The organism is Mesorhizobium sp. L103C105A0 (assembly GCF_000502215.1).
Classification (GTDB): Bacteria; Pseudomonadota; Alphaproteobacteria; order Rhizobiales; family Rhizobiaceae; genus Mesorhizobium.
Map to the genome: position 1 here is coordinate 342,056 of NZ_AYXF01000005.1, position 23,619 is coordinate 365,674.

Below are 23,619 nucleotides of genomic sequence, written 5' to 3' on the forward strand. Positions count from 1 at the left end.
GGTCACCTCTTCCCTGCCCCGAACCGCAGCCCGTCCATCAGCAGCTTGACCAGCCGGCGCGAGCGGTCGCGCCAGTCCTTGGTGTCGGGGGCCGAGTAGATGCCGCCGAGTGCGTGCAGCACATCGGAGGCATCGACGTCGCTGCGGATCGAGCCTTCGGCCACCGCCGCCTCGACCAGTTGCCGCAAGGCCAGCGACACCCGGCCCGACATGTCGGAGAACACGGCGGAATTCGTGTTGAACAGGATGCGCAGGCTGGCCGCCAGGCCGCGCTTGGTGGCGATGTAGTCGACGAAGCGCTGCATCCACTGTTCCAGCGCCATGTCGGCCGAATGGTGGCTGGCGAGGTCATCGGCCGCCGCACAGAGCGCCTCGACTTCACGCCGGTAGACCACTTCGACCAGATGCTCGCGGGTTGGGAAATGCCGGTAGAGCGTGCCGATGCCGACGCCGGCCTGGCGCGCGATCTCCTCCAGCGAGGCATCGACACCGTGCTCGGCAAAGGCCGCTGCCGCAACCTCGACCAGCCGGTCGCGGTTGCGCTGCGCATCGGCGCGCAGCGGCCTTGGCGCTGCGGCTTCGCGCTTCTCGTCGGCAATTGCTTGCGACTGCTCGGTCAATTTTTTCTCCACTGTTGATATATGGGGGCTTGAACCCAAAGGGGTAAGCCCCCAACTAGATAAACGGAGGCGCCTCCGTTTTAGTGGAGCAGTCTTATCATATAATCAGGGGAGCCGATATGTCACGTGTTGAGATTGTGAAGACTGAAGCATCCCCTGCCGGCTGGAGAGTCGGGGCGGCAGAGCTGCCAATCTTCCCCCTCGTGGGGGAGATGTCCGGCAGGACAGAGGGGGGCGCTGTCCCGCCAGCCTATCAAGGCCTGACTAGCGCCTCCTCGGACAAGATTCGTGTCGACGCATGTAAATCGGGAACGTCGCATTCCTTCGCGCCCCCTCTGCCCTGCCGGGCATCTCCCCCACAAGGGGGGAGATTAGGCGCACCGTCGCCTCTTCCCTTGTCCTCTCCCACTCGAGCCCATTTCAATCCCCTAGCGTCAAGCAACTGGAGCCAGACGCCTCATGACCGACCAAACCAAATCCACCACTATCCCAATCCGTCTCACCATCAACGGACACAGTCACGAACTGCAGGTCGAGCCGCGCGTCACGCTGCTCGATGCATTGCGTGATCGCCTCGACCTGACCGGCACCAAGAAGGGTTGCGACCAGGGCCAGTGCGGCGCCTGCACGGTGCATGTCGAGGGACAGCGCGTGCTGTCCTGCCTGACGCTTGCAGCACAAGCCGAAGGCCGCGAGATCACCACCATCGAAGGATTGGCCGGCGATGACGGCACGCTCAACGCGGTTCAGGCTGCTTTCCTCGACCAGGATGCTTTCCAGTGCGGCTACTGCACGCCCGGACAGATCATGTCGGCGGTGGCCTGCATCCGCGAGGGCCATGCCGGCTCGGATGACGAGATCCGCGAATACATGGCCGGCAATCTGTGCCGCTGCGGAGCCTATCCGCACATCGTTGCCGCCGTGCGCCAGGCGGCACTGGAGGTCGCGTCATGAGGGATTTTTCCTACGTTCGCGCCCATAGCATCGACGCCGCACGCCAAGCTGCCGCCCTGCCTGGGGCCATGCTGCTTGCCGGTGGCACGACGCTGGTCGATCTCGCCAAATGCGGCGTGGCCGAACCCGACAGCCTGGTCGACATCACCCATCTCAAAGGACTCGACGCCATCAAGGTCGACGCTGACAGTGCCATGATCGGCGCGCTGGCCAAGATGAGCCACGTCGCCGACCATGCCGAGATCAAGAGCCGCTTTCCCGCGGTCTCCGAAGCGCTGTGGCAGGCGGCTTCCGCGCAACTGCGCAACATGGCGACCATCGGCGGCAATCTGATGCAGCGCACGCGCTGCCCCTATTTCCGCGATCCCGCGAATTTTTCCGCCTGCAACAAGCGCTCGGCCGGCAGCGGCTGCTCGGCGATCGGCGGCGTCACCCGCGGCCATGCCGTGCTCGGCACCAGCGACGCCTGCATCGCCATGTATCCCGGTGACCTCGCCACCGCGCTGGTCGCCTTCGACGCCGTGGTTCACCTTGGCGAACGCCAGGTTGCCGTCGACGACTTCTTTCTCCTGCCCGGCGCCACGCCCGACAGGGAACATGCCATGCAACCGGGCGAGATGATCACGGCCATCAGCATCCCGGCTTCAGTCGCCGCCCGGCAGTCGACCTATCTCAAGGTTCGCGACCGGCAGTCCTATGAGTTCGCCGCTGCAAGCGCCGCGGTCGGCATCGACTTCGAAGCCGATGGCCGCACCATTCGCGACCTGCGCGTCGCGCTGGGCGGCGTCGCGACGAAGCCGTGGCGGGCGCACGCCGTGGAAGCGGCGTTGAAGGGCAAGGTGCTCAGCGAAGACAGGGTGCGGGCAGCCAGCTTGCTCGCCATGGAAGGGGCGATCGACCACGGCGCCAACCACTACAAGATCGAACTGGCGCCGCGCGTCGTTGCCCGCGCCATCCTCAAGACGGGAGCCATGTCATGACCATTCACGACCCGAGGACACGGCACGGCGACGCTTCGGACGGCACTGCCGATCAGGTTGGCGGGCGGCTGTCGCGCGTCGACGGCCCGGCCAAGATTACCGGTGCGGCAAAATATGCCGTCGAGCAGCAGCTCGACGGGCTAACCTACGGCGTCCTGGTCGAAAGCACGATCGCATCAGGCAAGGTGCGCTCGATCGACACGTCAGCCGCCGAGGCGGCACCTGGTGTGCTCAAGGTGCTGACGCCGGACACCATCATGCCGCTGAAGACTGCATCGGACTGGTTCGGCACACCGCCGCCGGACAAGCCCTACTGCCCGCTGGCGCGCGATATCACCTTTTCGGGCCAGCATGTCGCCGCGGTCATCGCGGAGACCTTCGAGCAGGCCGTTGCGGCCGCAGCCCTGGTCAAGGTCAGCTATGACGAGACGCCGGCCATCGTCGACCTCAGCGACGCCAAGGCGGGCGACGGCATTCCGATCGCCGCCATGACCAAGGAATGGGGCGATGCGCAGGCCGCTTTCGCCGCTGCCCCGGTGCGCGTCTGCGGCGCCTATAACACGCCGCGCGAATACCAGGCGCCGATGGAGCCGCATGGCCTCATCGCCCGCTGGGAGGGCGACCGGCTGACCGTGTGGGAACCGAGCCAGTGGCTCGACGGTATGGCCCGCACCTATGCCGAATGGTTCGGCGTGCCGTTCGAAAATGTACGGCTGGTCTCGCCCTATATCGGTGGCGGCTTCGGCTCCAAGGCGCTGGCGCTCGGCCACGGCGCGGTAGCGGCTGCCGCAGCCAAGATGCTGGGACGGCCCGTGAGGGTGGTCATGACTCGGCCGCAGACTTTTACCGGCTATGGCGGCCGCGCCGCGACCCGCCAGACGGTGACGATCGGCGCCGACCGTGACGGAAAAATCCAGTCGATCGTGCATCGCGGCGTCAATGAAACGTCGATCGACGGCATGTGGGTCGAGCCTTTGGGCGTGGTCACCTCGATCATGTATGCGACGCCCAACTTCTCCTCGAAGCAGAATGTCGTGCGGGTGAATTCGGTGGTGCCTGGCGCCATGCGCGCGCCGGGCGAAAACCCTAGCGCCTTCGGCATCGAAAGCGCCATTGACGAGCTCGCCTACGAGGTCGGCATCGATCCGCTGGAGATCCGGCTGAGGAATTACGCCGAGCAGGATCCGCACGCAAAAAAGGCTTGGTCGACGCGGCAGTTGCGCGAGGCTTTCGCGGCTGGCGCCGAACGCTTCGGCTGGGCCCAGCGCACGCCCAAACCGCGTTCGATGCGCGACGGCAACCAGCTGATCGGCTGGGGCGTCGCCGCCGGCACCTATCCGGTACGGCGCGCTTACGGCGAGGCCATCGTGCGTATCCTTGCCAACGGCTCGGTCGAGGTCGAAAGCTCCTCGATCGACATGGGCCAGGGCACCTACACGATCCTGGCGCAGACAGCGGCCGAAACGGTAGGCGTGGCGGCCGACCATGTCGTGGTGAAGCTCGGTGATTCCCGGTATCCCCGCGCCGGCGTGGCCGGCGGGTCGCGGCTGGCCGGCGTGATGACGGGCGCGGTCTACAAGGCAGCGACATCGGCACTCGACCAGCTGGTTGGTCTGGCGATCAGCGATTCACGCTCGCCCTTCCACGCGCTGCAGGCCAACACGCTGGTCGTCGCCAACGGCCGCATCAGGTCGCCGCGCGGCGATGGTCCCGATGTCTCGATCGCCGACCTGCTGGCCAGCGTCGGCCGCGACCGCATCGAGGCCACAGGCGACACCATGCCGGCGAACTCGACGGCCGCCGATCGCTACAAGAACTACACCACCATCGCGGCGGCATTGCCGCACACCGAGGGCGACTATTCGCGCCACTCCTGGTGCGCGCATTTCATCGAGGTGCGCGTCGACGAGGATTTCGGCACGGTGCGCGTGTCGCGCGTGGTATCGGCGCTGGATTCGGGCCGGCTCTACAACCCCAAGCTGGCCGAAAGCCAGTGGAAGGGCGGCATCATCATGGGCATCGGCCAGGCGCTGCTTGAAGAAGGCATTGTCGACCGCAGGCATGGCCGCATCGTCAACAACAATCTCGGCGACTATCTGGTGCCGACCAATGCCGACATCCCCGATATCGAGGTCATCTCGGTCGGCATTCCCGACCTGCACTCTTCGGTGCTCGGCGGCAAGGGTGTCGGCGAACTGGCCATCGTCGGCGTAGCGCCGGCGATCGCCAATGCGGTGTTCCACGCAACTGGAAAAAGGATACGCGACCTCCCGATCACGCTGGAGAAGTTGATCTAGGAAGCGGCGTGCGTAATCTCCCCCCTTGACGAGGGGGAGATGTCGCCGAAGGCGACAGAGGGGGTCGCCTCTCGTAGAGCGCCAACCTCCTTCCGCCGCCGTAGGTCGAGCCCGGTCGGACCGACCCCCTCTGCCCTGCCGGGCATCTCCCCCTCAAGGGGGGAGATTGGCAGCTCGCGCGCCTCGGTTACCAGTCGAGCTTGAACGCAAGCTTGCCGAAATGCTGCCCGCCTGCCGACATGTGCGCGTAGGCTTCGGCCGCCTGCTCCTGGCTGAACACCTTGTCGACGACCGGGTCGATGCGGGCGGCGGCGATGGCGCGGACGGCGGCGCGAAGGTCAGATACCGACCCGGTGTTGTTGCCGACCACCTTCAGCGCCTTGATGATGATCGGCAGCAGGTCGACCGTGGCCTCGGCGCCGGTGACGAAACCGATGGTGAACAGCGTGCCGCCAGGCGCGGTGGCGTTGACGGCGCGGGCGAAGGTGGCGGTGCCGGCGGTCTCGACGACGAGGTCGGCGCCGAGGCCGCCGGTCAGTTCCAGCACCTTGCCGTCCCAGTCGGGCGTCGCGCGGTAGTTGATGAGATGATCGGCGCCGAGTGCCTTCGCCCGCTCCAGCTTCTCGTCCGACGAAGAAGTGATGATGACGGTGGCGCCAGCGGCTTTCGCCAGCTGAAGGGTGAAGATGGAGACGCCGCCGGTGCCGAGCAGCACGACGACCGAGCCCGGCCCGACATCGGCGGCGCGGACGGCGTTCCAGGCGGTGGTCGCGGCGATCGGCAGGGTCGACGCCGCCTCGAAAGAGAGACGAGCCGGTACCAGCACGAGCGAGTTGGCCGGCAGCGCGACATATTCGGCGAGCGACCCCGGCAGCGAAATTCCGCGCATCTGCGTCATCTCGTTAGGCCGGGGCGGACCGCCGATCCAGCGCGGCTTGGCATGGGCAACGACGCGATCGCCGACGGCGAAATCCGTAACGCCCTCCCCCAGCGCGACGATCTCGCCGGCGCCGTCGGCGACGGGAATGAGCGGAAAGCCGGGCACGCGATAATTGCCGCTGGCCACCGCCACATCGACGAAATTCAGGCTCGCGGCGCGCTGGCGGATCAGCACTTCGCCGCGCTGCGGTTCAGGCGTGGCAATGGTGGTGGCGCGAAAGGCGTCCAGCTTGGCGGCGGTCAGTTCGATGGCTTTCATGGCTCACGCATTCCTGTTTAAGGGGTCAATCGTCAGGATTGAGTGAAGCTATCTGCTGCGCTACAAGCAGATAATCCGGAATTTTTACATTTGAGTCCTGTGCTTTATGCAGCAATCACACGACCCCGCCAGCCTTGCCGAAATGGCCGCCTTTGCGGCCATCACCGAAGCGCGCTCCTTCACCAAGGCAGCGTTGCGCGTCGGGCGCGACTCGACGGTTCTGTCACGCCGCCTGCAATCGCTGGAGCAGCGGCTCGGCGTGCGGCTGCTGCACCGGACCACCCGAAGCGTATCGTTGACGGAGGCGGGAGCGGAGTTCCTGATACGCGTCCGCGCCATCCTGGCCTCGGTAGACGAAGCCGAGGCTGCTGCTTCCGCGCATGCCAGCGGGACGCCGCGCGGCTTGCTGCGGCTGGCGCTGCCGGGAACCTTTGGCCGTATGTGGATCGGGCCGCTGCTGCCGCAATTTCTAGCGACGTTCCCGGATGTCAGCATCGAGGCCGAGTTCTCCAACCGGTTAGTCGATCTCGTTGCAGAGAACTTCGATGTCGCCGTCCGTCTCGGCGCGCTGGAGGACTCGCGCCTGGTGGCGCGCAAGATCGCGACACGGCGGCGGTTGCTGTGCGCTGCTCCCTCCTACCTCGCCCGCCGGGGCACGCCGGAAGCGCCGGAAGCGCTCACAGAACACGCCTGCCTCGGCTTCTCCGGCTTCCAGACCTTTCCAACCTGGGAGATGACCGACAGTTCGGGACGCCGCGTCAACGTCGACGTCTCGGGGCCGATGGTGTGCGACGATGCCGAGGTGCTGGTCGAAGCCGCGGTGCAGGGCCTCGGCCTGATGATGAGCACCGACTGGCTGGTCGGACGCGAACTCGCCGACGGACGGCTGGTGCCGGTGCTGGCGGACTGGACGCTGGCCGACGAAGGCGCGGTCTATGTCGTCATGCCCTCGGCCAAGGGACAAGCCGCCAAGACACGCGCCTTCGCCGAGTGGATCGGCAAGCGCTTCGCGCCGGAGCCGCCCTGGACGTCGAGGCCGGTCTCAAAGGCTTGATCAATGGGGCGCGCCGGGGGCTAAGACGGCATATGCCGCTATCACCAGGCCTTTTGTCCTGTATGATCTCGTTGAAGGAAGCTTGGGAGGTGATCATGCAAAGTGCATTGGCGAAGTTCATGATGGCAGGTTCCGTTCTGGCCGCGCTGCAAGCCGCGCAGCCGGCTTTTGCCGCATCCTGCAACTGGAGCGCCAAGATGGAAGAAGACGAAGGCGGCAGCGTGCTGACGGCTTCGGTGTGCGGCGGACCGAAGGCCGATGCGCATCTGATGCTCGTCTGTTTCGACAAGCCGGTGCTGAGCTACGATCTGGGTGCGGCCGGCCAGCAGCTGGAACCCGGCATCAGCGCTTCCTTCACCTTCAAGGGCGGTGACAAGAGCGTGACCAAAAAGCTCGACCTCGAGGCCATGTATAATTACTTCACGGCTGAGCTGAGCAAAGACGATCCACTGCTCGGCCTGTTGCGCGGCAAGGGCGACGTCACGGTTACGGCCGACAAATATGGCGAGAACAGCTTTCCGCTGACGGGCTCGAGCGCTGCGATCGGTAAGGTGCTGGCGCAGTGCGGCAAAAGTTCGGCCGGCGAAGCGGACTGAAGCTCCCTACTTTCGACCACGCAGCTTGGTCCCGCGCCTCCATCAGGGCAAAGCCAAGCAGGTTCTCGCCGCGCCCGGTTTGCCGTTTCGCTCATCGACGGGGGCACGGGTTTGGAGGCGGCAATATGCGGCCTGAGTTTTCAACGCGAGCTGCGCTTTCCCTCCGGTGTCGCCACCAGCGAGGCGGCGGCGGCATTGGCCGTGGCGATCGCCGCTTCCATCGGATGGCCACGGGCGAGGCCTGCCGCGAAGGCGCCGACGAATTCGTCGCCGGCGCCATGGGTGCTGACGACCTTGACCGGGACGGCCGCCAGTGCGAAGGCCGCGCCGGTCCGGTCGCAATAGGCGACACCTTCGCCGCCGGCGGTGACGATCGCCGAGGGGTAGGCATCGATCAGCCGCCGCGCGGCTTCGGTTGCGCCGGCGAGCGTATCGACGACCGGAATGCCGGCCAAAAATTCCGCTTCGATGGCGTTGACGATGACGATGTCTATCAGCGCGGTCAATTCGGCCGACAGTGTTCGCGCCGGTGCGGCGTTGAGCACGACGCGGCCGCCGGATGCCTTCACCGCGCGCGCGGCAGCGATGTTTGCGGCGTCGGGCACTTCGTTTTGCAGCAACAGCACTGCCGTCTGTACCACCACCTCCCTTGCTGCCACGACGTCATCATCGTCCAGCGTGAGATTGCTGCCGGAGACGATCACCGCACCATAGTCGCCATCGCTGTCGAAGATCGCCACGCTCATGCCGGAGCCTGCGCCTGCCGCCACGCGCACGAAGCGGCGATCGACGCCGGCGCGATCTAGATTGGCCAGCAGCGCCGTGCCGAAATCGTCGTCGCCGACGGCGCCGATCATCGCCGCGCGCACGCCGGCGCGTGCCGCCGAGACCGCCTGGTTGCCGCCCTTGCCGCCGCATTTCGGCTGCCAGGCACGGCCGGTCACCGTCTCGCCCTTACGCGGACGGTCGGGCGCGTCCACCATGATGTCGTAATGCAGGCTGCCGAAGACGGTGACCAGCGGAACCGTCATGTGCCGCGGTCTTTTCGTTTCGAGGTGACCGCCGACATGGTGCGGCCGAGATTGCGCTCCGCCGCCTGATAGTCGCGCTGCGCCACCGCCACGAACAAAGCGTCGAGGATGTTGAGCTGGGCGATACGCGCCGCCGCGTTCTCGCCCATCAGCGGCGAGCCTTGCGCCGTCGAGCACAGCACGATGTCGGCAATCTGCGCCAGCGGCGAGTTGTCGTAGTTGGTGATGGCCAGCGTGCGGGCGCCGCTCTTGCGGGCAAGATGGATGGCGTCGATGACGGCCGACGTGTTGCCGGAATGCGAGAAGCCGACGGCGATGTCGTCGGCGCCGAGCAGCGAGGCCGACATCAGCATCATGTGCGAGTCGTCATAGACCGATGCGCGGATGCCGATGCGCAGGAATTTGTGCGAGACATCGCGGGCGATCTGGGCGGAGCCGCCGACGCCATAGAAATCGCGGTTCCTGGCGCGGTAGAGCAGATCGGCGGCACGGTCGAAATCGTCCATGTCGAGGATCGCGAGCGTCTCCTCCAGCGCCTGGATCGAGGTGCGGAACACTTTCTGCACGATCTCGGCCGAGCTGTCGTCGACCGACAGTTCCTGGTGCATCTCGGCGGTCGGGAGGCGGCTGTATTCATAGACGGCGGTGCGGAAGTCGCGGTAGCCGGAGAAGCCGAGTTTCTTGGCGATCTTGACCACCATCGCCTCCGACACGCCGGCCTCCTCGGCGATCTGCTTGAGCGGAATGGTCTCGTCGAAACCGCGCCGGCCGAAGACGGTTTCCACCACCTTGGCCTCAAGCGGGGTGAGATGCGGCATCATCATGCGGATGCGCGGCCCCACGGCTTTCAGATCGAGATTGCTCAACGTCATCCACGTCCCCTCGTCTCCGGCCCGAGCATGGCTTCTTGGACGATAGCCTGCGACGTCACGGCGTCCTGGCTGGCCATCGCGGCGGACAGGCGGTTATCCTTCTCCAGCCGGTCGACAACGCGCAGCAGGCGCTTGACGGTGGCGATGTTGACTTCGCATTCGCGCACCGGATCGAGCCCGGTCATGTCGGGGAAAGTGTCGAAGTAGATGGCGCCGGCGTAGCCGTCGCGACGGATCTGGCACAGCAGTTCGATGGTCTGCAGCGTGTGCACCGCGCCGACCATCAGGCCGTCGTCGCGCTTGGCATAGCCATCGTTGAGATGGACGCCGAGCAGCTTGCTGTGGCGAGCGATCAGCGCCGCGGCGAAGGCCGGCTGTTCGTCGGCATAGAGCACATGGGCGAAATCGAGCGTGACGCCGAGATTGGGTAGGCCGACCTCGCGGATCGCCAGCAAGGTGGTCGCCGCATCCGGCATCAGCGAGTAGGAGCGCGGTTCGTTAGGCTTGTACTCCAGGCTGATCTGGCAGCCGGGATCATGCGCGGCAACTTCACGAATCCCCTCGATTTCGTGCTGCCAGAGCGTCGCATAGTCAGTTTGAAATGCATAGTCGAAGCCATCCTGGCCCAGCCACAGCGTCATCAGACTGGCGCCGGCCGCGCGCACCGCATCGATACCGGCCTTGGTCAAGTCGATGGCTTCGCGGCGCACCGCCGGGTCCGGATTGGTGAAGGCGCCGAGCTTGAAGGCCGGATTGGAGTAGTAACGCATGGCAAAGCCATTGATGGAAAGCCCGAAATCGCCGAGCTTTCGGGCGATTTCAGCCGGCTTTTCACTGACATGATCGGGGAAATTAAGATCAAGATCGGTCAACCCGTCGACCTTGGCCGCGCGAGTGGCCATCTGCAGCATGGACGGCTTGCCGGTGAGATCAGGCCATTCGGCTTGCGGCCGCGAGGCGAAGGAATTCAGGCGGGTGGCGAAGCGACTGTTTGTCATGATCGACCTTTCAGTGATTTACTTCACATAAATACGAGTATTTGTAAAGTTATCATTTGCGAGGCGGTTTGTAGCGCGCAACATCCTGCTTGGCCGAGATCTTCGGCTGCGCCTCTGCATCCATGCCGGGAGTTTCGAGTCCCGCAACGGTGCGGATGCTGGTGCGAGCCCTTGCGCCCTGCCTGCCGATTGACCAATCTGGCCGACACTGTCATGAGCCGCGGTTGGGGGATCGCACATGCCAACGCTTTATCAACTGAAACCGGCCTTTCAGGCCAGGCTGCGGCCGTTGGCCGACCGGCTGGCCGATGCCGGCGTCACCGCCAACCAGATCACGCTTCTCGCCGCAGCACTGTCCATCGCCACAGGCCTGGTGGTCACTGCCTTTGCCTTCCGTCCCCTGGTGTTCCTGTTGATGCCGGTGGTGCTGTTTGTGCGCATGGCGCTCAACGCCATTGACGGGATGCTGGCCAGGGAACATGGACAAGCATCAAAACTCGGCATGTATCTCAACGAACTCTGCGACGTCGTCTCGGACCTAGCGCTGATCCTGGCCTTTGCCACCTTGTTCCCGGCCTGGGGTGTCGTCGCCTTCGCTATTACCGCCATGCTGGTCGAGTTCGCCGGCGTGCTTGGCGTTGCCGCAGGCAGCGGGCGCAACTATGCCGGGCCGTTCGGCAAGAGCGACCGGGCCCTGGCGCTCGGCGTCATCGCCTTCCTCATCGCCTGCGGCCTGTGGTTCCAAGCGATTGTGCCCTTTGTGTTTCCGGTCATGGCTACACTGTCAGTCGTAACCGCCATCAACCGGATACGCGGCGGCCTTAGAGCGGGCGGCGCATGATGCCAAAGCGTCAGGCGCCCGACCGCCAGAGGGAAACCATGATCCACCAGACCATTGCAGCCGGAGCACCGGCAAGCCTCGAGCGCATCGCGCTGGAGCGCACGTTCAAGAGCCATGACGGCACCGAGATCTTCTACCGCTACTGGCCGGCCGCCGGGTCGACGCCAAAGGGTGCGATCCTTCTGTTCCATCGCGGCCACGAGCATGGCGGCCGCATGGCGCATCTGGTCGACGAACTCGCCATGCCCGACCATGCCTTCTACGCCTGGGACGTGCGCGGCAATGGCCGCTCGGCCGGCGAGCGCGGCTATGCGCCATCCTTTGCCGCCCTGGTTCGTGACATCGACTGCCTGGTGCGTGAGATCGGCCGGGATGGTTTTGGCCAGCGCGACATCGCGCTGATCGCGCAGTCGTTCGGCGCCGTGCTGGCTGCTGCCTGGGTGCATGACTATGCGCCCGACATCCGCGCGCTGGTGGTGGCTTCACCGGCCTTTTCGGTCAAGCTCTACGTGCCCTTCGCCAAAGAGGGCATTGCGCTGTGGCAGAAGCTCAAGGGCCGCTTCTTCGTCAATTCCTACGTCAAGGCGAAGTTCCTGACGCATGATGCCGAGCGCATCGCTTCCTTCGACGCCGATCCGCTGATCACGCGACCGATCGCCTCCAACATCCTGGTCGAGCTTTACGACCACGCTGCCCGCATCGTCTCGGACGCGCGCGCCATCACCGTGCCGACGCAGCTCTTGATCTCCGGCAGCGATTGGGTGGTGCGGCATGGACCGCAGCACGAGTTCTTCGTCAATCTCGGCAGCAGCGCCAAGGAGCGGCATGTGCTGCCCGGCTTCTTCCACGACACGCTGGGCGAGCGCGATCGCAAGCAGGCGCTGGACTTGATCCGGCCGTTCCTCGAAAAGCAATTTGCCACGCGGGAGAAAACCATCGACTTGCTTCAGGCCGACCGCGCCGGCTACACCCGCGACGAGGCCGAGAGGCTCGCCTCGCCGCTGACGCTGTTGTCGCCCAAGGGTATCTACTGGGCGATGAGCCGCGCCTCGATCCGCGTGGGCGCCTGGCTGTCTTCGGGCATGAAGACCGGCATTGCCACCGGCTTCGATTCCGGCTCGACGCTCGACTATGTCTACGAGAACGACGCGCGCGGCAGCGGCTTCATCGGCCGCATGATCGACCGCACCTTCCTCGACGCCATCGGCTGGCGCGGCATCCGCCAGCGCAAGCTGCATCTGGAAGAGCTGATCGGCAACGCCGCCGCCAGCCTGAAGGCAGCTGGCCGTCCCGTCCACATGCTCGACATCGCCGCCGGCCACGGCCGCTATGTGCTCGATGCCGTCGCCAAATGCACTGAACCACCAGCAAGCGTGCGGCTGCAGGATTATTCCGAGCTCAATGTCGGACTGGGTTCGAAGCTGATAGCCGAGCGGCAGCTGCCGACCAGCGTCACCTTTCATCAGGCCGACGCCTTCGATGCCGACATGCTGGCCGGGCAAAAGCCGGCGCCGGACCTCGCCATCGTCTCCGGACTTTACGAATTGTTCGCCGACAATACGATGATTTCCCGCTCGCTCGGCGGGCTGGCGAGCGCCATGCAGTCCGGCAGCCTGCTCGTCTACACCAATCAGCCATGGCATCCGCAGCTGGAGATGATCGCGCGCAGCCTGACCTCGCATCGCGGCGGACAGGCCTGGGTGATGCGGCGGCGCACGCAGGGCGAGATGGACCAGTTGGTGACGGCTGCCGGTTTCGAGAAGATCGACCAGCGCATCGACCAATGGGGCATCTTCACTGTTTCGGTCGCTCGGCGCGTCTGAGACCATGGCCCCGGCTCGGGAACACAATTTGGGTATCGTGCTGAGGGCCGCCCTTTGGTTGGCGCTGCTGGCGCCATTCTTCTATTCGACCTATGGCTTTGCCAACTGGCTGGCATCGCGGCGCGACCATGTCGGCAGCATCGTCTACGCTTGGGAGCACGCCGTCCCGTTCGTCGCCTGGACGATCGTGCCCTATTGGTCGATCAATCTGTTCTACGGCCTATCGTTGCTGCTCAACACGACCAGGCGCGGTGTCGACCGGCTCGCCGGCCGCTATCTCTCGGCGCAGATCATTGCCGTCGCCTGCTTCATCGCGTTCCCGCTGACGGCGACCTTCGTGCGGCCGGCAACCACCGGCCTGCCGGGTTTCCTGTTTGCGGTGCTCGGTGGTTTCGACAAGCCGTTCAACCAAGCGCCGTCCCTGCACATCGCGCTGCTGGTGATCATTTGGGACCATTGGCGTCACGTTCTGGCACGTCACCGTCTCGGCGGCATTCTCCGCCCCCTCTGGCACGTCTGGTGTTTTCTCATCGGCGCCTCGGTGCTGACGACCTGGCAGCATCATTTCATCGACATTCCGACCGGCGCCCTGCTCGGCCTGTTTGCGCTGTGGCTGTTTCCGTCCAAGGGCGAGCTGCCATTCTGGGGTTTTCGGTTGACCGCCGACCCAAGGGCGCGGCGGCTGGCGGGTTATTACGGGCTGGGGGCGGCCCTTGCCCTGGCCGGCGCTGCCGAGGGCGCGTTGGTCTCCGCCGATTTTCTCATCCTGTTGTGGCCGGCATTGGCGCTGGCCATCGTCGCCTTCGCCTATGCTGGGGCCGGGGCCAAAGTGTTCCAGAAGGCAGCCGATGGTAGCGTCTCACTGGCCAACCGTATCCTGCTCCTGCCCTACCGGCTTGGCGCCCGGATCAATGTGTGGGTATGGACCCGCCAACTGGCGCCGCAAGCGGAGATCACCGACGGTGTTTTCCTCGGCCGGTTTCCGAGTGCCGACGAGGCCAACCGCTTCGGCACAGTGATCGACCTTGCCGGCGAGATGGAACGGCCGCGCGGCGTGACCTGCCGCTGGATCAGCTACGCGATGCTCGACCTCGTGGCGCCGCCTCACGACAGGCTGGAGCGAGCGGTGGCGGCGATCGAGCTGGCGCGCCGGCGCGGCACCGTGCTGGTCTGCTGCGCGCTCGGCTTCCAGCGCAGTGCAGCCGTCGTCGCCGACTGGCTGGTTGTGACCGGACGCTCGCACACTGCCGCGCAGGCGCGCAGGAAACTCGCCGCATTGGGCCGGCCCGTGCATCTTCAGATCGGGCTGGAAGAACCGGGGCTGGAAGAACCGACATGAGTTGGCCGGCATGAGTGGCGAGAATTTTCCCGAGAAGGCCGAAATATTCGCCGCCGGGCTGATGGTGCAGGCGGTGTGGCCGATCCTGCTGGTGGTCGCGGCTGTGATGGCAGCGCCGGTCATCGGCCTGGTGGCCGGACCGCAGACGACAGCGCTGTCCGCGGCGGCCTGGCTGGTCGCGGCGGCGAGCGCCGTGGCCACGCTGGCTCTTTCGGCCTTGCTTTTGTTCGATGCGCTGCTGTTCCGGCTGATGGCAAGCCACGCCAGCGAGGCCGCCGGCGGTGCTGCGGTCGACGACGTGCTGACGCGCATGCGCCTGAAGCCCACCGCTGCCGGCGGCCGCTCGCTCGACCGTCGCATGGCAGGCACGCGCCGCCTGCTGACAAGGCAGCGCATGGCGCTCGCCATGTTTGCTGCGGCATCCCTTTTCGCAGCATTTGTTTGAGCCATGACAAAACTTCACCTGCGCGCCAACACCTTCACCTTGCTGCAGACGGTGACCTCGGTCGGCCTGTCGGCGGCGGCCTGGGTGGTAACCGGCGTCAGGCCAATCTGGAACGGCAGCCAGCCGTCGGAGCGGCAGCGCATCTACTTCGCCAATCATGCCAGCCATGGCGATTTCATCCTGCTGTCGGCCTGTCTGAGCGAGAAGGTGCGCGCCCGCACCCATGCGATCGCGGCGGCCGAATATTGGGGCAAGTCGCGGCTGCGCCGCTTCATCGCGCAGGACATGCTGTCGTCCGTGCTCATCCACCGGCAGTGGACCGACGAAACGCAACACCCGATCTCGATCATGCTGTCGGTGCTCGACGACGGCCACTCGCTGATCCTGTTTCCCGAAGGCACTCGCAACACGACGGAGGCGGATCTGCTGCCGTTCCGCTCCGGCCTCTACAATCTGTCGATGGCGCGGCCCGATGTCGAACTCATCCCGTGCTGGATCGAGAACATGTCGCGCGTGCTGCCCAAGGGCCAGTTCCTGCCGGTGCCGCTTCTGTGCCGCGTCGTCTTTGGTCCGCCGGTGGCGATCGCGCCCGGCGAAGAACGCCGCACCTTCCTCGAGCGCGCGCGCCAGACGCTGCTGTCGCTCAACCCGCGTCCCGATCGGGACCACTAGCATGACCAGGCAAAGAGACTTCGTATGACACTGCCGCCAATGCATGAAACCGTCATCCTGCTGGCCGGCCTGATCTGCGTGCTCACCATGGCGAGCATCGTTGCCGGTATCCTCTCATGGCGGGCGCCGAAGCCGCTGCCCTCGACGCTCGTCAACTTGAACCAGCGCATCAACGCCTGGTGGGTGATGGTGCTGGCGATCACCGTCGCCTTCTTCTTCGGCCGCACCGGCATGACCATCCTGTTTGCGCTGATCTCGTTTGCCGCGCTGCGCGAGTTCGTGACGCTGACGCACAGCCGGCGCAGCGACCACTGGGTGCTGCTCGGCATGTTCGGCATCATCATTCCCTTCCAGTACTGGCTGGTGTGGACCGCCTGGTACGGGCTGTTCACCATCTTCATCCCCGTCTACTGCTTCCTCTTGATGCCGGCGATCACCGCGCTCAACGGCGACACCGAGCGCTTCCTCGAGCGCGTGTCCGCGCAGCAATGGGCGGTCATGATCTCGGTCTACTGCGTCAGCCATGTGCCGGCGCTGCTGACGCTCAACGTGCCCGGTTTCGAGGGCCGCAACCTCCTGCTCATCGCCTTCCTGATCATCACCGTGCAAGGCAGCGACGTGCTGCAATACATTTTCGGCAAGCTGTTCGGCCGGCATTTTTTGTCGCCGTCCGTTTCGCCATCAAAGACTTGGGAAGGGCTGATCGGCGGGCTGGTGTCATCGAGCCTGCTCGGCGCGCTGCTGTCGTTCCTGACGCCGTTCTCGCCGCTCGCGGCGGCAGGCGTCGCCTTCATCGCCTGCCTGATGGGGTTCCTCGGCGGGCTGGTGGCGTCGGCGATCAAGCGCGACCAGGGCGTCAAGGACTGGGGTCACCTGATCGAGGGTCACGGCGGCATGATGGACCGCGCCGACAGCCTGGTCTTCGCCGCACCGGTGTTCTTCCACATCGTCCGCTATTTCTGGACGTGAGCTAAGCCGTTCAATCGCGGATGGCGCGGCCTGCCTGCTGCAGCAATTCGAAGGCGGCGAAGCGCTTGTCGTGCCAGGGCACGAGGTCGCCACCGGCCGGGCGATAGATGTCGCCGATGCGCGACATGCCGGTCATCGCCGCGATCACATCGGGATATTTTTGCGCCGCCACCGCCGCCAATATGGACGAGCCGAGCAGCACCGGTTCGGGCGAGGTCGAACCGGCGACGGTCAGGCCTGTGGTGTCGGCCAAAAGCTGACGTACCAGCGCGCTTTGCGCGGCACCGCCGCTGACGACGATGGTGTCGATGGCAATGCCTTTGTTGGCCATCGCCGCAAGGATCTGGCGCACGCCGTAGCCGATGCCCAGCAGGCCGGCGACATAGAGCGCGACCAGACTGTCGAGGGACGTGTCCATGCCAAGCCCGGCGATCAAGGCCTTGGACTCGGGATCGGCGAAGGGCGAGCGGTTGCCGAGGAATTCCGGCACGACATGCAGTCCATCGGCCAGGTGCGCTACGGCGGACAGGTCGGCGGACTGCTTCGCCGCCTGCTGACCAAGCCAAGCGGTCAGGCCGAGACCTTCCGCCTTGGCTTTTGCGGATGCCTCAGCCGTGGCCGGATGGAAAGCGACGAGGTGGTCGATTGCAGCACCCGCCGCCGATTGCCCGCCTTCATTGAGCCAAAGCCCCGGCACCATCGAGGAAAAATACGGGCCCCAGACGCCGGGCACGAAGGCCGGCTCGCTGGTGCTGGCCATGGTGCAGGCCGAAGTGCCGAACACATAGGCCATGCGCGACTGCAAGGTGCCGACCGAGCCCTGCCCGCCAACCGTGCCGACGCCGCCGGCATGGGCATCGATCAGGCCGGCCGCAACCGGCGTTCCCGGCAGCAGGCCGAGATCGGCCGCGGCGGCCTCAGTCAGGCCTTGGGCAAGTGCCGTGCCGCCTTCGACGATTTCGGTGCCGATGCGGGCAAAGCCTTCATCGGCGAGCGCGCCGAGGCCGATGGCACGGAAATAGGCATCGTCCCAGCGCCGCTCATGACCGAGATAGGTCCATTTGCAGGTCAGCGTGCAGATCGAGCGCGCCAGGCTGCCGGTTGAGCGCCAGGTCAGATAGTCCGTCAGGTCGAAGAAATGCTCGGCCGCATCGAAGGTGGCGGGCAGGTTCTCGCGCAGCCACAGCAGCTTCGGCGTTTCCATTTCCGGCGAGATGGTGCCGCCGACATAGTCGAGCACGGCGTGCTTGCCGGCATTGATGCGCTGCGCCTGGTCGAGCGCGCGGTGATCCATCCAGACGATGATGTTGCGCTGACTGTCGCCGGAACTGCCGACCTGCAACGGCGCGCCGTCCTTGCCGACCACGACCAGCGAACAGGTGGCGTCGAAGCCGATGCCAGCAATGTCGCGCCCAGCGAGCCCCGACTTGGTCACCGCCTCGCGCACGCTGGCGCAAACCGCACGCCAGATGTCCTCGCTCGACTGTTCGGCGATTTCGCCGGGCTCGATGAACAGAGCGATGTCGCGCTTCGCCGAGGCAAGCATGGTGCCCTTGCTGTCGAATACCCCCGCCCTGGCACTGCCAGTGCCGACATCGATGCCGAGGAAGTGGGACATGGGAACCTCAGAAGTTAGGCAGTAGGCGAGATGGTCAGCAGTGAACGGCCAGTTGCAAGAGCCTCTCCCCATTCCCTACTGCCTAATGCCTACTGCCTCACAAATCATTGCTCTGCGGCAGGATCACCAGATCCCGGATAGTGACATTTCTCGGCCTAGTCAGCATGAACAGCACGGCTTCGGCGACCTCGACCGGTTGAATCAGGCCGCCCTTGGCCAGTTCATCCTCAAGCTTGTCCTTCGGCCAGTCGCTGATCAGCGCTGTCACCACCGGCCCCGGCTGCACCGCGCCGAGGCGCAGGCCGTGCGGGGCGACCTGCCGGCGCACCGTGTGGACGAAGGCCTGCACGGCATGCTTGGAGGCGGTGTAGATCGGCTCCCAGACCACCGGCACCAGTCCGGCGATCGAGGACGTCACGATGATGTCGCCGGTCTTTCGTTCGACCATATGCGGAAGCACGGCGTGTATGGAACGGAACACCGCGTTGATGTTGAGGTTCAGCATGCGGTCCCACACATCGGGGTCGCCTTCGAGCACCGGGCCTCCGACATAGGCGCCGGCATTGGCGTGGAAGATATCGAGCTGGCCGGCCTTGTCCAGGATTTGCGGCATCATCGTCGCGACGCTGGCCGGCTCCATCAGATCGATCACCAGCGGGATCGCGTTGGGACCGAGTTCGGTGCAGACGCTTTTCAGCGCGTCGGCGGCGCGGTCGACGAGCACAACGCGAACGCCGGCGGCAATCAGCGCTCTCGCGCATTCCAGGCCTATGCCCGACGCGGCGCCGGTGATCGCCGCGACCTTTCCACTCAAATCCTGAGCCATTCTATCCTCGTATCGATTGCGGTTGCGTTCAGGCGCGGCCGTGGGAAACCCGCGAGCGGCGTGCCAGGGAGTCGACGATGACCGCAATTGCCAGAACGGCGCCGGTGATCATGTAGCGAAGCGACGATGACAGATCGAGCAAGGTCAGCCCGCTGGCGATCGACTGGATGACGATGATCCCGAGCAGCGCGGAATAGGCGCTGCCACGGCCGCCAAACAGGCTGGTGCCGCCTATGACCGCCGCCGCAATGGCGTTGAGGTTGACGTCGCCGGTGCCGGCCTGCTGGCTGGCAGAGGCCAGCCGCGCCGCCGACAGCACGCCGCCAAGGGCGGCGAACATCGAGCACATGACGAAGGCGCTGAGGTAGATCGAGCGCACCTTGATGCCGGCGCGGCGCGCCGCTTCGCGGTTGCCGCCGACGGCGGTCATCGAGCGGCCCCATTGGGTGCGGGTCAGCGCATAGTTCATCGCCACCACCAGGCCGACGAACAGGCCGAACATCCACGGTATGCCGCGCGCCTGGTTGAGATAGCCGACGATCAGTTCGAGCAGGATGGTCAGGGCGGCGACGCGCACGATGAGGCCGCCGACAGACGGCGCCGACAAATTGACGGCCCGGCGGCGGCTGACGGTGCGCAGGCCGCTGATCAGCATGACGATGCCGGGCAATGCCGCCAGTGCATAGGACAGCCAGTCCGGCATGACCAGCAACTGGCCGAAATTCACCAGGTTCGAGCCATAGGGCAGATTGATCGAGCCGGTGGAGCCCAGAATATACAGCTGCAGGCCGAGCACGGCGAGCAGGCCGGCGAGCGTCGAGACGAAGCTTGGCATGCCGAGCCGGTTGAACAGCAAGGCATAGAGCGCGCCGATGAAACCGCCGACGGCAATTGCGGCGAGGATGGCGAGCGCCACCGGCCAGCCCTGGTTGACCCACAGCGTGCCTACCATGGCCGAGGCAAAGCCGCTGATCGAGCCGACCGACAGGTCGATCTCACCGACCATCAGCACACAGACGATGCCGAGCGCGATGACGCCGACGGTCGAGCAGTCGAACAGGAGATTGACCAGATTGCTCGACGAGACGAAGACCGGATTGAGGGCGGTGAACACGCTCCAGATGATGACCAGGCCGACGATGACCGGCAACGAGCCGAGGTCGCCGGAGCGGACGCGGTCGAAGAAGGCGCTGATGGCGCCACCAACGCCGGCCTGGTGCTTGACGCGCACGTCGCTGCGGTCGAGGGCCGTCGACGAGGAGGTGTCCTGCTTGGGCTCCGCGCTCATGGCCGCTGCTCCTGATTGTTCGCTTGTTCGGCGGCCTTGCGCCGTTCGGCGCGGCGCGACACTGCATTGTTGGCGGCGCCGGTGATGGCGCTGACCAGTTCCTGGTTCGAGGCGTCGGGTTCGAAGACGCCGTTGTTGCGGCCGAGCCTGAGCACGACTATGCGGTCGGCGACGGCGCGCACGTCCTCCATATTGTGACTAATCATCAGCACGCCGAGCCCACGCTCGCGCACCCGGTCGATGAGGTTCAGCACTTCCGCCGTCTGGGCGACGCCAAGAGCGGCGGTCGGCTCGTCGAGCAGGATGACCTTGGGGTCGAGCAGCAGCGAGCGGGCGATCGCCACGGTCTGGCGCTGGCCGCCGGACAGCGAGGCGACCGCCTCGCGGACGCTTGGAATACGCGCCGACAATTCGTTGAGCAGCGTCCAGGCGCGAATTTCCATCGCCACCTCGTCCAGCCGCAGCGGGTTGATCTCCTTGCCGAGAAAGATGTTGGCGACGACGTCGAGGTTTTCGCACAGTGCGAGATCCTGGAAGACGGTGGCGATGCCGAGCGTCAGCGCGGCGCTCGGGTCGGGCATCGTCACTTGCCTGCCGCGGAAATTGATGGTGCCCGAGCTCGGCTGGTGGACGCCGGCCAGAATCTTGACCAGCGTCGACTTGCCGGCGCCATTGTCGCCGACCAGCGCCACCACCTCGCCGGCATGGACATCGAGATCGATATCGGTGAGCGCCGAAACGGCGCCGAAATTCTTCGAGATGCCGCGCAGGCTGAGCACCAGCTCGCCTGCCGAAACCGGTCCGTCAGAGATGTCAGACATGGTGGCAAACCTTTCCGGATGGGCGGTCAAGAGTGACTGCGAACTTCCGGCCACCGCAAGGGCGGCCGGAAAGCAGGATCAGGATTCTAGGTCATCCTTTTATGCATGTCGTTATCCCAAAACCGCTGCGCACTTTTGGGCGACCTGCATTGTCACTTTGTAATGCCGAGCTTCTTGCAACCTTCGGCGTAGCGGTCGACGCAAAGCTCTTCGGCGGTGTTGATCTTCTTGTCGATGATCTCGGCCTTTAGGTTTTCCTGCGTCACCACCGCCGGCGTGAACAGCTGCGAAGGAGTGTCGTAGAGGGTCATTTCGGCCTTCGGCGTCTCGCCCGACAGAAGCTGGACGGCGACGTTGGCGGCAGCCGCCGCAACGATCTCGCTCGGCTTGGAGATGGTGTTGTACTGATCGCCGGCGATGATCAGCTGCAGTGCGGCGATCGTCGCGTCGTTGCCGGTCACCGGCGGCACCGGATCGACACCGGCGGCCTTGAAAGCGGCGATGGCGCCACCACCGGTGCCGTCATTGGCCGCAACGACGCCGACGATCTGCGTGGAGAAGCGGGTGATCTGGCCGCTTGCCCATTGCTGCGCCTTCGGCGGCGCCCATTCCGGCGTGTCGTATTCGGCAAGGATCTTGTAGCCGCTGTTGTCGAGGCTGGAATGGATGCCCTTCTTGATCAGCCCTGCGGCCGCGTCGGTCGGCGATCCGTTGATCTGCAGCAGGCCGCCGCTGGCCGGGTCGACCTTCAGCGCCTTGAGGTGTTCGACGAGCGAGTCGGCAATGGCCTTGCCGATGCCTTCATTGTTGAACGAGACGTAGAAGTCGGCAGGTGCAGTCGGGATCGGGCGATCATAGGCGATGACCTTGACGCCCTGGCTCTGCGCCAGCTTGACCAGCGAGGCGGCGGCGGTCGAGTCGACAGGGTCAAGCACGATCGCCTTGGCGCCCTGCGAGATTACCGAGTTGAACTGCTGCTGCTGGCGCGAGGCGTCGGCATCGGCGTTCTGGTAGATCACCTTGCAGCCGGGGCAGAGTTTTTTCATCTCGGCGACGAAGCCGGGATAGTCGTGCTGCTCGTAGCGCGTCGAGGCCTGGTCGGGCATCAAGAAGGCGACCGTGGCGTCGGTAACCGGGGCGGCAAAGGCAGCGGTGCCGCCAAGAAGAGACAGAGTGAGCGCAATGGCTCCCGTCGATTTCCAGGCAAATCTGGTCATTTTGATAGCTCCGTTTCAAGGAATGGTTTCATGAAGCCCTGGACACCACATGGCGCCGGGCCTTGACTGCAGTCGGCTGTTGCGAGGAACAACGGAGCACTTGATCCGTGCTGCGCATCCCCTTGATATCCCTGGATTTCGGGACAAGCGATCTCCAGCACGGGGCGCCTCCAACGCACCCCGCGTTCTTACCTCAGTAAACGTCTAGGCTCCTCCCGGTCCTCCCTGTTAGGCGGCAATCTCCGCGCTGATGTTTTCCGCCAGCAGGGCCCTGAAGCGCGAAGGCGACATGCCTTTCTGGGTCAGGAACTGGCGGTTGAAATTCGAGATGTTGTTGTAGCCGGCGGCATAGCAGATCTCGGTGATCGGCATGTCGGCCTCGCTCATCAGCAACTGGCAGGCAAGGTTGATGCGCAGCCGGTTGACATACTGCACCAGCGCCATGCCGGTATGGCGGCGGAAGCTGCGCGAAAACGCGCTCGGGCTGCGGCCGGCGATCGCCGCCAGATCGCTTTCGCTGAACGGCTCGGTCAGGTTGGCGTTGATATAGGCAAGCGCCTTGTTGACGCCGGCCGACATGAAGCCTGAGGGATCCGGCAGATAGCTGGCGCTGGTCAGCGTCCGCACATCGGCGGCGCGGCTCAGAATGTCGATGAGCTCCATGAACAAAGCGATGCGGCGAACGCCTTGCGCCTCGACCAGTTCGGCCAGCACAGGTGCGGCGAGCTTGGCGGTAGCGGTGGAGAACAGCGCGCCGCGGCGGCTGAGCTCGAGAATGTTTTCACAACCGGCAAGTTCCGGCAACGCGGCGGTGGCGTCGGCAATGAACTCTTGCGAGAACTGCACGACGCGGCCGCGCAGCGGCACGCTGGCGCCTGCCGGCACGTCGCTGACCCAGTTGTGCGGCAGGTTCGGGCCGGTGAGCACGAGATTGCCGGGCTCGAACTCGCCGATGAAGTCACCGACGAAATAATGGCCCGTGGTGGCGACGACGTGATGGATTTCGTATTCGGGGTGGAAGTGCCAGCGCACCGTGTGGAAGGGGTAGCCGTGGGCCCAGGCCTTGAACGACTCGCCGCGTCTGATCTGGACGACTTCCAAGTCCGGATTCATGTCAGTTCCTCCCGGCGCCGGTCCGGTCATGCGACCAGTTGCAGTGC

22 protein-coding genes are annotated in these 23,619 nt (G+C 65.2%); 11 read left to right on the forward strand and 11 right to left on the reverse strand.

Annotated elements, in window-relative coordinates; translation table 11 throughout:
- Positions 1-2: 2 nt before the first annotated feature.
- Positions 3-620: a TetR/AcrR family transcriptional regulator gene (locus X727_RS147510; RefSeq protein WP_023709407.1), complete on the reverse strand. Its 618-nt coding sequence runs from the start codon at positions 618-620 to the stop codon at positions 3-5.
- Between the two features lie 459 nt (positions 621-1,079).
- On the opposite strand from X727_RS147510, the gene X727_RS147505 reads away from it, so the two are divergent.
- From X727_RS147505 to X727_RS147495, 3 genes are read left to right on the forward strand one after another with little or no spacing between them, the layout of a single operon-like run.
- Positions 1,080-1,574: a (2Fe-2S)-binding protein gene (locus X727_RS147505; RefSeq protein WP_023705138.1), complete on the forward strand. Its 495-nt coding sequence runs from the start codon at positions 1,080-1,082 to the stop codon at positions 1,572-1,574.
- A complete protein-coding gene (locus tag X727_RS147500; protein ID WP_023834513.1) occupies positions 1,571-2,554 on the forward strand; it encodes a xanthine dehydrogenase family protein subunit M in 984 nt (327 codons plus the stop codon). The genes X727_RS147505 and X727_RS147500 overlap by 4 nt, the downstream gene beginning before the upstream one ends.
- On the forward strand, positions 2,551-4,851 hold the full coding sequence (locus tag X727_RS147495; protein ID WP_023834514.1) for a xanthine dehydrogenase family protein molybdopterin-binding subunit: 2,301 nt from the start codon (positions 2,551-2,553) through the stop codon (positions 4,849-4,851). Before X727_RS147500 ends, X727_RS147495 begins: the two co-directional genes overlap by 4 nt.
- 187 nt (positions 4,852-5,038) lie before the next feature.
- Here the strand turns inward: X727_RS147495 and X727_RS147490 are convergent, their stop codons facing one another.
- On the reverse strand, positions 5,039-6,049 hold the full coding sequence (locus X727_RS147490; RefSeq protein WP_023834515.1) for an NAD(P)-dependent alcohol dehydrogenase: 1,011 nt from the start codon (positions 6,047-6,049) through the stop codon (positions 5,039-5,041).
- Between the two features lie 106 nt (positions 6,050-6,155).
- On the opposite strand from X727_RS147490, the gene X727_RS147485 reads away from it, so the two are divergent.
- Together X727_RS147485 and X727_RS147480 are read left to right on the forward strand one after the other, a co-directional pair.
- Positions 6,156-7,103, forward strand: coding sequence for a LysR family transcriptional regulator (locus X727_RS147485; RefSeq protein WP_023743889.1), 948 nt, complete (start codon positions 6,156-6,158; stop codon positions 7,101-7,103).
- A 95-nt stretch (positions 7,104-7,198) separates the two neighbouring features.
- Complete coding sequence (locus X727_RS147480) at positions 7,199-7,699, forward strand: hypothetical protein (protein WP_023713519.1); 501 nt, start codon at positions 7,199-7,201, stop codon at positions 7,697-7,699.
- Between the two features lie 140 nt (positions 7,700-7,839).
- On the opposite strand, the gene X727_RS147475 is transcribed toward X727_RS147480, so the two are convergent.
- The 3 genes from X727_RS147475 to X727_RS147465 are packed head-to-tail and all read right to left on the reverse strand — an operon-like array spanning position 7,840 to position 10,600.
- Positions 7,840-8,730 (reverse strand): ribokinase, encoded by an 891-nt coding sequence (locus X727_RS147475; RefSeq protein ID WP_023834516.1) that lies wholly within the window; start codon positions 8,728-8,730, stop codon positions 7,840-7,842.
- On the reverse strand, positions 8,727-9,602 hold the full coding sequence (locus X727_RS147470; RefSeq protein WP_023672510.1) for a MurR/RpiR family transcriptional regulator: 876 nt from the start codon (positions 9,600-9,602) through the stop codon (positions 8,727-8,729). Before X727_RS147470 ends, X727_RS147475 begins: the two co-directional genes overlap by 4 nt.
- Entirely contained in the window at positions 9,599-10,600 is a 1,002-nt protein-coding gene (locus X727_RS147465) for a sugar phosphate isomerase/epimerase family protein (RefSeq protein ID WP_023672509.1), read from the reverse strand. Before X727_RS147465 ends, X727_RS147470 begins: the two co-directional genes overlap by 4 nt.
- Positions 10,601-10,838: 238 nt before the next feature.
- On the opposite strand from X727_RS147465, the gene X727_RS147460 reads away from it, so the two are divergent.
- From X727_RS147460 to X727_RS147435, 6 genes are read left to right on the forward strand one after another with little or no spacing between them, the layout of a single operon-like run.
- Positions 10,839-11,441 carry a CDP-alcohol phosphatidyltransferase family protein gene (locus tag X727_RS147460; RefSeq protein ID WP_023688982.1) on the forward strand — a complete coding sequence of 201 codons (603 nt, stop codon included), beginning with the start codon at positions 10,839-10,841 and terminating at the stop codon, positions 11,439-11,441.
- A 38-nt stretch (positions 11,442-11,479) separates the two neighbouring features.
- Positions 11,480-13,264 (forward strand): bifunctional alpha/beta hydrolase/class I SAM-dependent methyltransferase, encoded by a 1,785-nt coding sequence (locus X727_RS147455; RefSeq protein ID WP_023834517.1) that lies wholly within the window; start codon positions 11,480-11,482, stop codon positions 13,262-13,264.
- 28 nt (positions 13,265-13,292) lie between these two features.
- A complete protein-coding gene (locus X727_RS147450) occupies positions 13,293-14,603 on the forward strand; it encodes a phosphatase PAP2/dual specificity phosphatase family protein (protein WP_245274178.1) in 1,311 nt (436 codons plus the stop codon).
- Positions 14,604-14,613: 10 nt separating this feature from the next.
- Positions 14,614-15,048 (forward strand): hypothetical protein, encoded by a 435-nt coding sequence (locus X727_RS147445; RefSeq protein ID WP_023834519.1) that lies wholly within the window; start codon positions 14,614-14,616, stop codon positions 15,046-15,048.
- Between the two features lie 3 nt (positions 15,049-15,051).
- Positions 15,052-15,720 carry a lysophospholipid acyltransferase family protein gene (locus tag X727_RS147440; RefSeq protein WP_023672504.1) on the forward strand — a complete coding sequence of 223 codons (669 nt, stop codon included), beginning with the start codon at positions 15,052-15,054 and terminating at the stop codon, positions 15,718-15,720.
- A 39-nt stretch (positions 15,721-15,759) separates the two neighbouring features.
- Positions 15,760-16,689, forward strand: coding sequence for a phosphatidate cytidylyltransferase (locus tag X727_RS147435; RefSeq protein ID WP_031201228.1), 930 nt, complete (start codon positions 15,760-15,762; stop codon positions 16,687-16,689).
- Between the two features lie 10 nt (positions 16,690-16,699).
- Here X727_RS147435 and X727_RS147430 read toward each other — a convergent pair whose 3' ends face one another.
- From X727_RS147430 to X727_RS147405, 6 genes are all read right to left on the reverse strand, one after another.
- Complete coding sequence (locus tag X727_RS147430; RefSeq protein ID WP_023735451.1) at positions 16,700-18,307, reverse strand: FGGY-family carbohydrate kinase; 1,608 nt, start codon at positions 18,305-18,307, stop codon at positions 16,700-16,702.
- Positions 18,308-18,404: 97 nt separating this feature from the next.
- The gene (locus X727_RS147425; protein ID WP_023735452.1) at positions 18,405-19,133 is read right to left on the reverse strand and encodes an SDR family oxidoreductase; all 729 of its coding nucleotides are present in this window, start codon (positions 19,131-19,133) and stop codon (positions 18,405-18,407) included.
- 28 nt (positions 19,134-19,161) lie between these two features.
- The gene (locus X727_RS147420; protein WP_023672500.1) at positions 19,162-20,421 is read right to left on the reverse strand and encodes an ABC transporter permease; all 1,260 of its coding nucleotides are present in this window, start codon (positions 20,419-20,421) and stop codon (positions 19,162-19,164) included.
- Positions 20,418-21,242 (reverse strand): ATP-binding cassette domain-containing protein, encoded by an 825-nt coding sequence (locus X727_RS147415; protein WP_023715131.1) that lies wholly within the window; start codon positions 21,240-21,242, stop codon positions 20,418-20,420. Before X727_RS147415 ends, X727_RS147420 begins: the two co-directional genes overlap by 4 nt.
- 152 nt (positions 21,243-21,394) lie before the next feature.
- Positions 21,395-22,459, reverse strand: coding sequence for a sugar ABC transporter substrate-binding protein (locus X727_RS147410; RefSeq protein ID WP_023672498.1), 1,065 nt, complete (start codon positions 22,457-22,459; stop codon positions 21,395-21,397).
- 228 nt (positions 22,460-22,687) lie between these two features.
- Complete coding sequence (locus tag X727_RS147405) at positions 22,688-23,572, reverse strand: AraC family transcriptional regulator (protein WP_023672497.1); 885 nt, start codon at positions 23,570-23,572, stop codon at positions 22,688-22,690.
- Positions 23,573-23,619 lie beyond the last annotated feature (47 nt).

Coding starts and splice junctions, on each gene's coding strand:
- X727_RS147505 (WP_023705138.1), top strand. CDS start 1,080: ATGACCGACCAAACCAAATCCACCACTATCCCAATCCGTCTCACCATC.
- X727_RS147500 (WP_023834513.1), top strand. CDS start 1,571: ATGAGGGATTTTTCCTACGTTCGCGCCCATAGCATCGACGCCGCACGC.
- X727_RS147495 (WP_023834514.1), top strand. CDS start 2,551: ATGACCATTCACGACCCGAGGACACGGCACGGCGACGCTTCGGACGGC.
- X727_RS147490 (WP_023834515.1), bottom strand. CDS start 6,049: ATGAAAGCCATCGAACTGACCGCCGCCAAGCTGGACGCCTTTCGCGCC.
- X727_RS147485 (WP_023743889.1), top strand. CDS start 6,156: ATGCAGCAATCACACGACCCCGCCAGCCTTGCCGAAATGGCCGCCTTT.
- X727_RS147480 (WP_023713519.1), top strand. CDS start 7,199: ATGCAAAGTGCATTGGCGAAGTTCATGATGGCAGGTTCCGTTCTGGCC.
- X727_RS147475 (WP_023834516.1), bottom strand. CDS start 8,730: ATGACGGTTCCGCTGGTCACCGTCTTCGGCAGCCTGCATTACGACATC.
- X727_RS147470 (WP_023672510.1), bottom strand. CDS start 9,602: ATGACGTTGAGCAATCTCGATCTGAAAGCCGTGGGGCCGCGCATCCGC.
- X727_RS147465 (WP_023672509.1), bottom strand. CDS start 10,600: ATGACAAACAGTCGCTTCGCCACCCGCCTGAATTCCTTCGCCTCGCGG.
- X727_RS147460 (WP_023688982.1), top strand. CDS start 10,839: ATGCCAACGCTTTATCAACTGAAACCGGCCTTTCAGGCCAGGCTGCGG.
- X727_RS147455 (WP_023834517.1), top strand. CDS start 11,480: ATGATCCACCAGACCATTGCAGCCGGAGCACCGGCAAGCCTCGAGCGC.
- X727_RS147445 (WP_023834519.1), top strand. CDS start 14,614: ATGAGTGGCGAGAATTTTCCCGAGAAGGCCGAAATATTCGCCGCCGGG.
- X727_RS147440 (WP_023672504.1), top strand. CDS start 15,052: ATGACAAAACTTCACCTGCGCGCCAACACCTTCACCTTGCTGCAGACG.
- X727_RS147435 (WP_031201228.1), top strand. CDS start 15,760: ATGCATGAAACCGTCATCCTGCTGGCCGGCCTGATCTGCGTGCTCACC.
- X727_RS147430 (WP_023735451.1), bottom strand. CDS start 18,307: ATGTCCCACTTCCTCGGCATCGATGTCGGCACTGGCAGTGCCAGGGCG.
- X727_RS147425 (WP_023735452.1), bottom strand. CDS start 19,133: ATGGCTCAGGATTTGAGTGGAAAGGTCGCGGCGATCACCGGCGCCGCG.
- X727_RS147420 (WP_023672500.1), bottom strand. CDS start 20,421: ATGAGCGCGGAGCCCAAGCAGGACACCTCCTCGTCGACGGCCCTCGAC.
- X727_RS147415 (WP_023715131.1), bottom strand. CDS start 21,242: ATGTCTGACATCTCTGACGGACCGGTTTCGGCAGGCGAGCTGGTGCTC.
- X727_RS147410 (WP_023672498.1), bottom strand. CDS start 22,459: ATGACCAGATTTGCCTGGAAATCGACGGGAGCCATTGCGCTCACTCTG.
- X727_RS147405 (WP_023672497.1), bottom strand. CDS start 23,572: ATGAATCCGGACTTGGAAGTCGTCCAGATCAGACGCGGCGAGTCGTTC.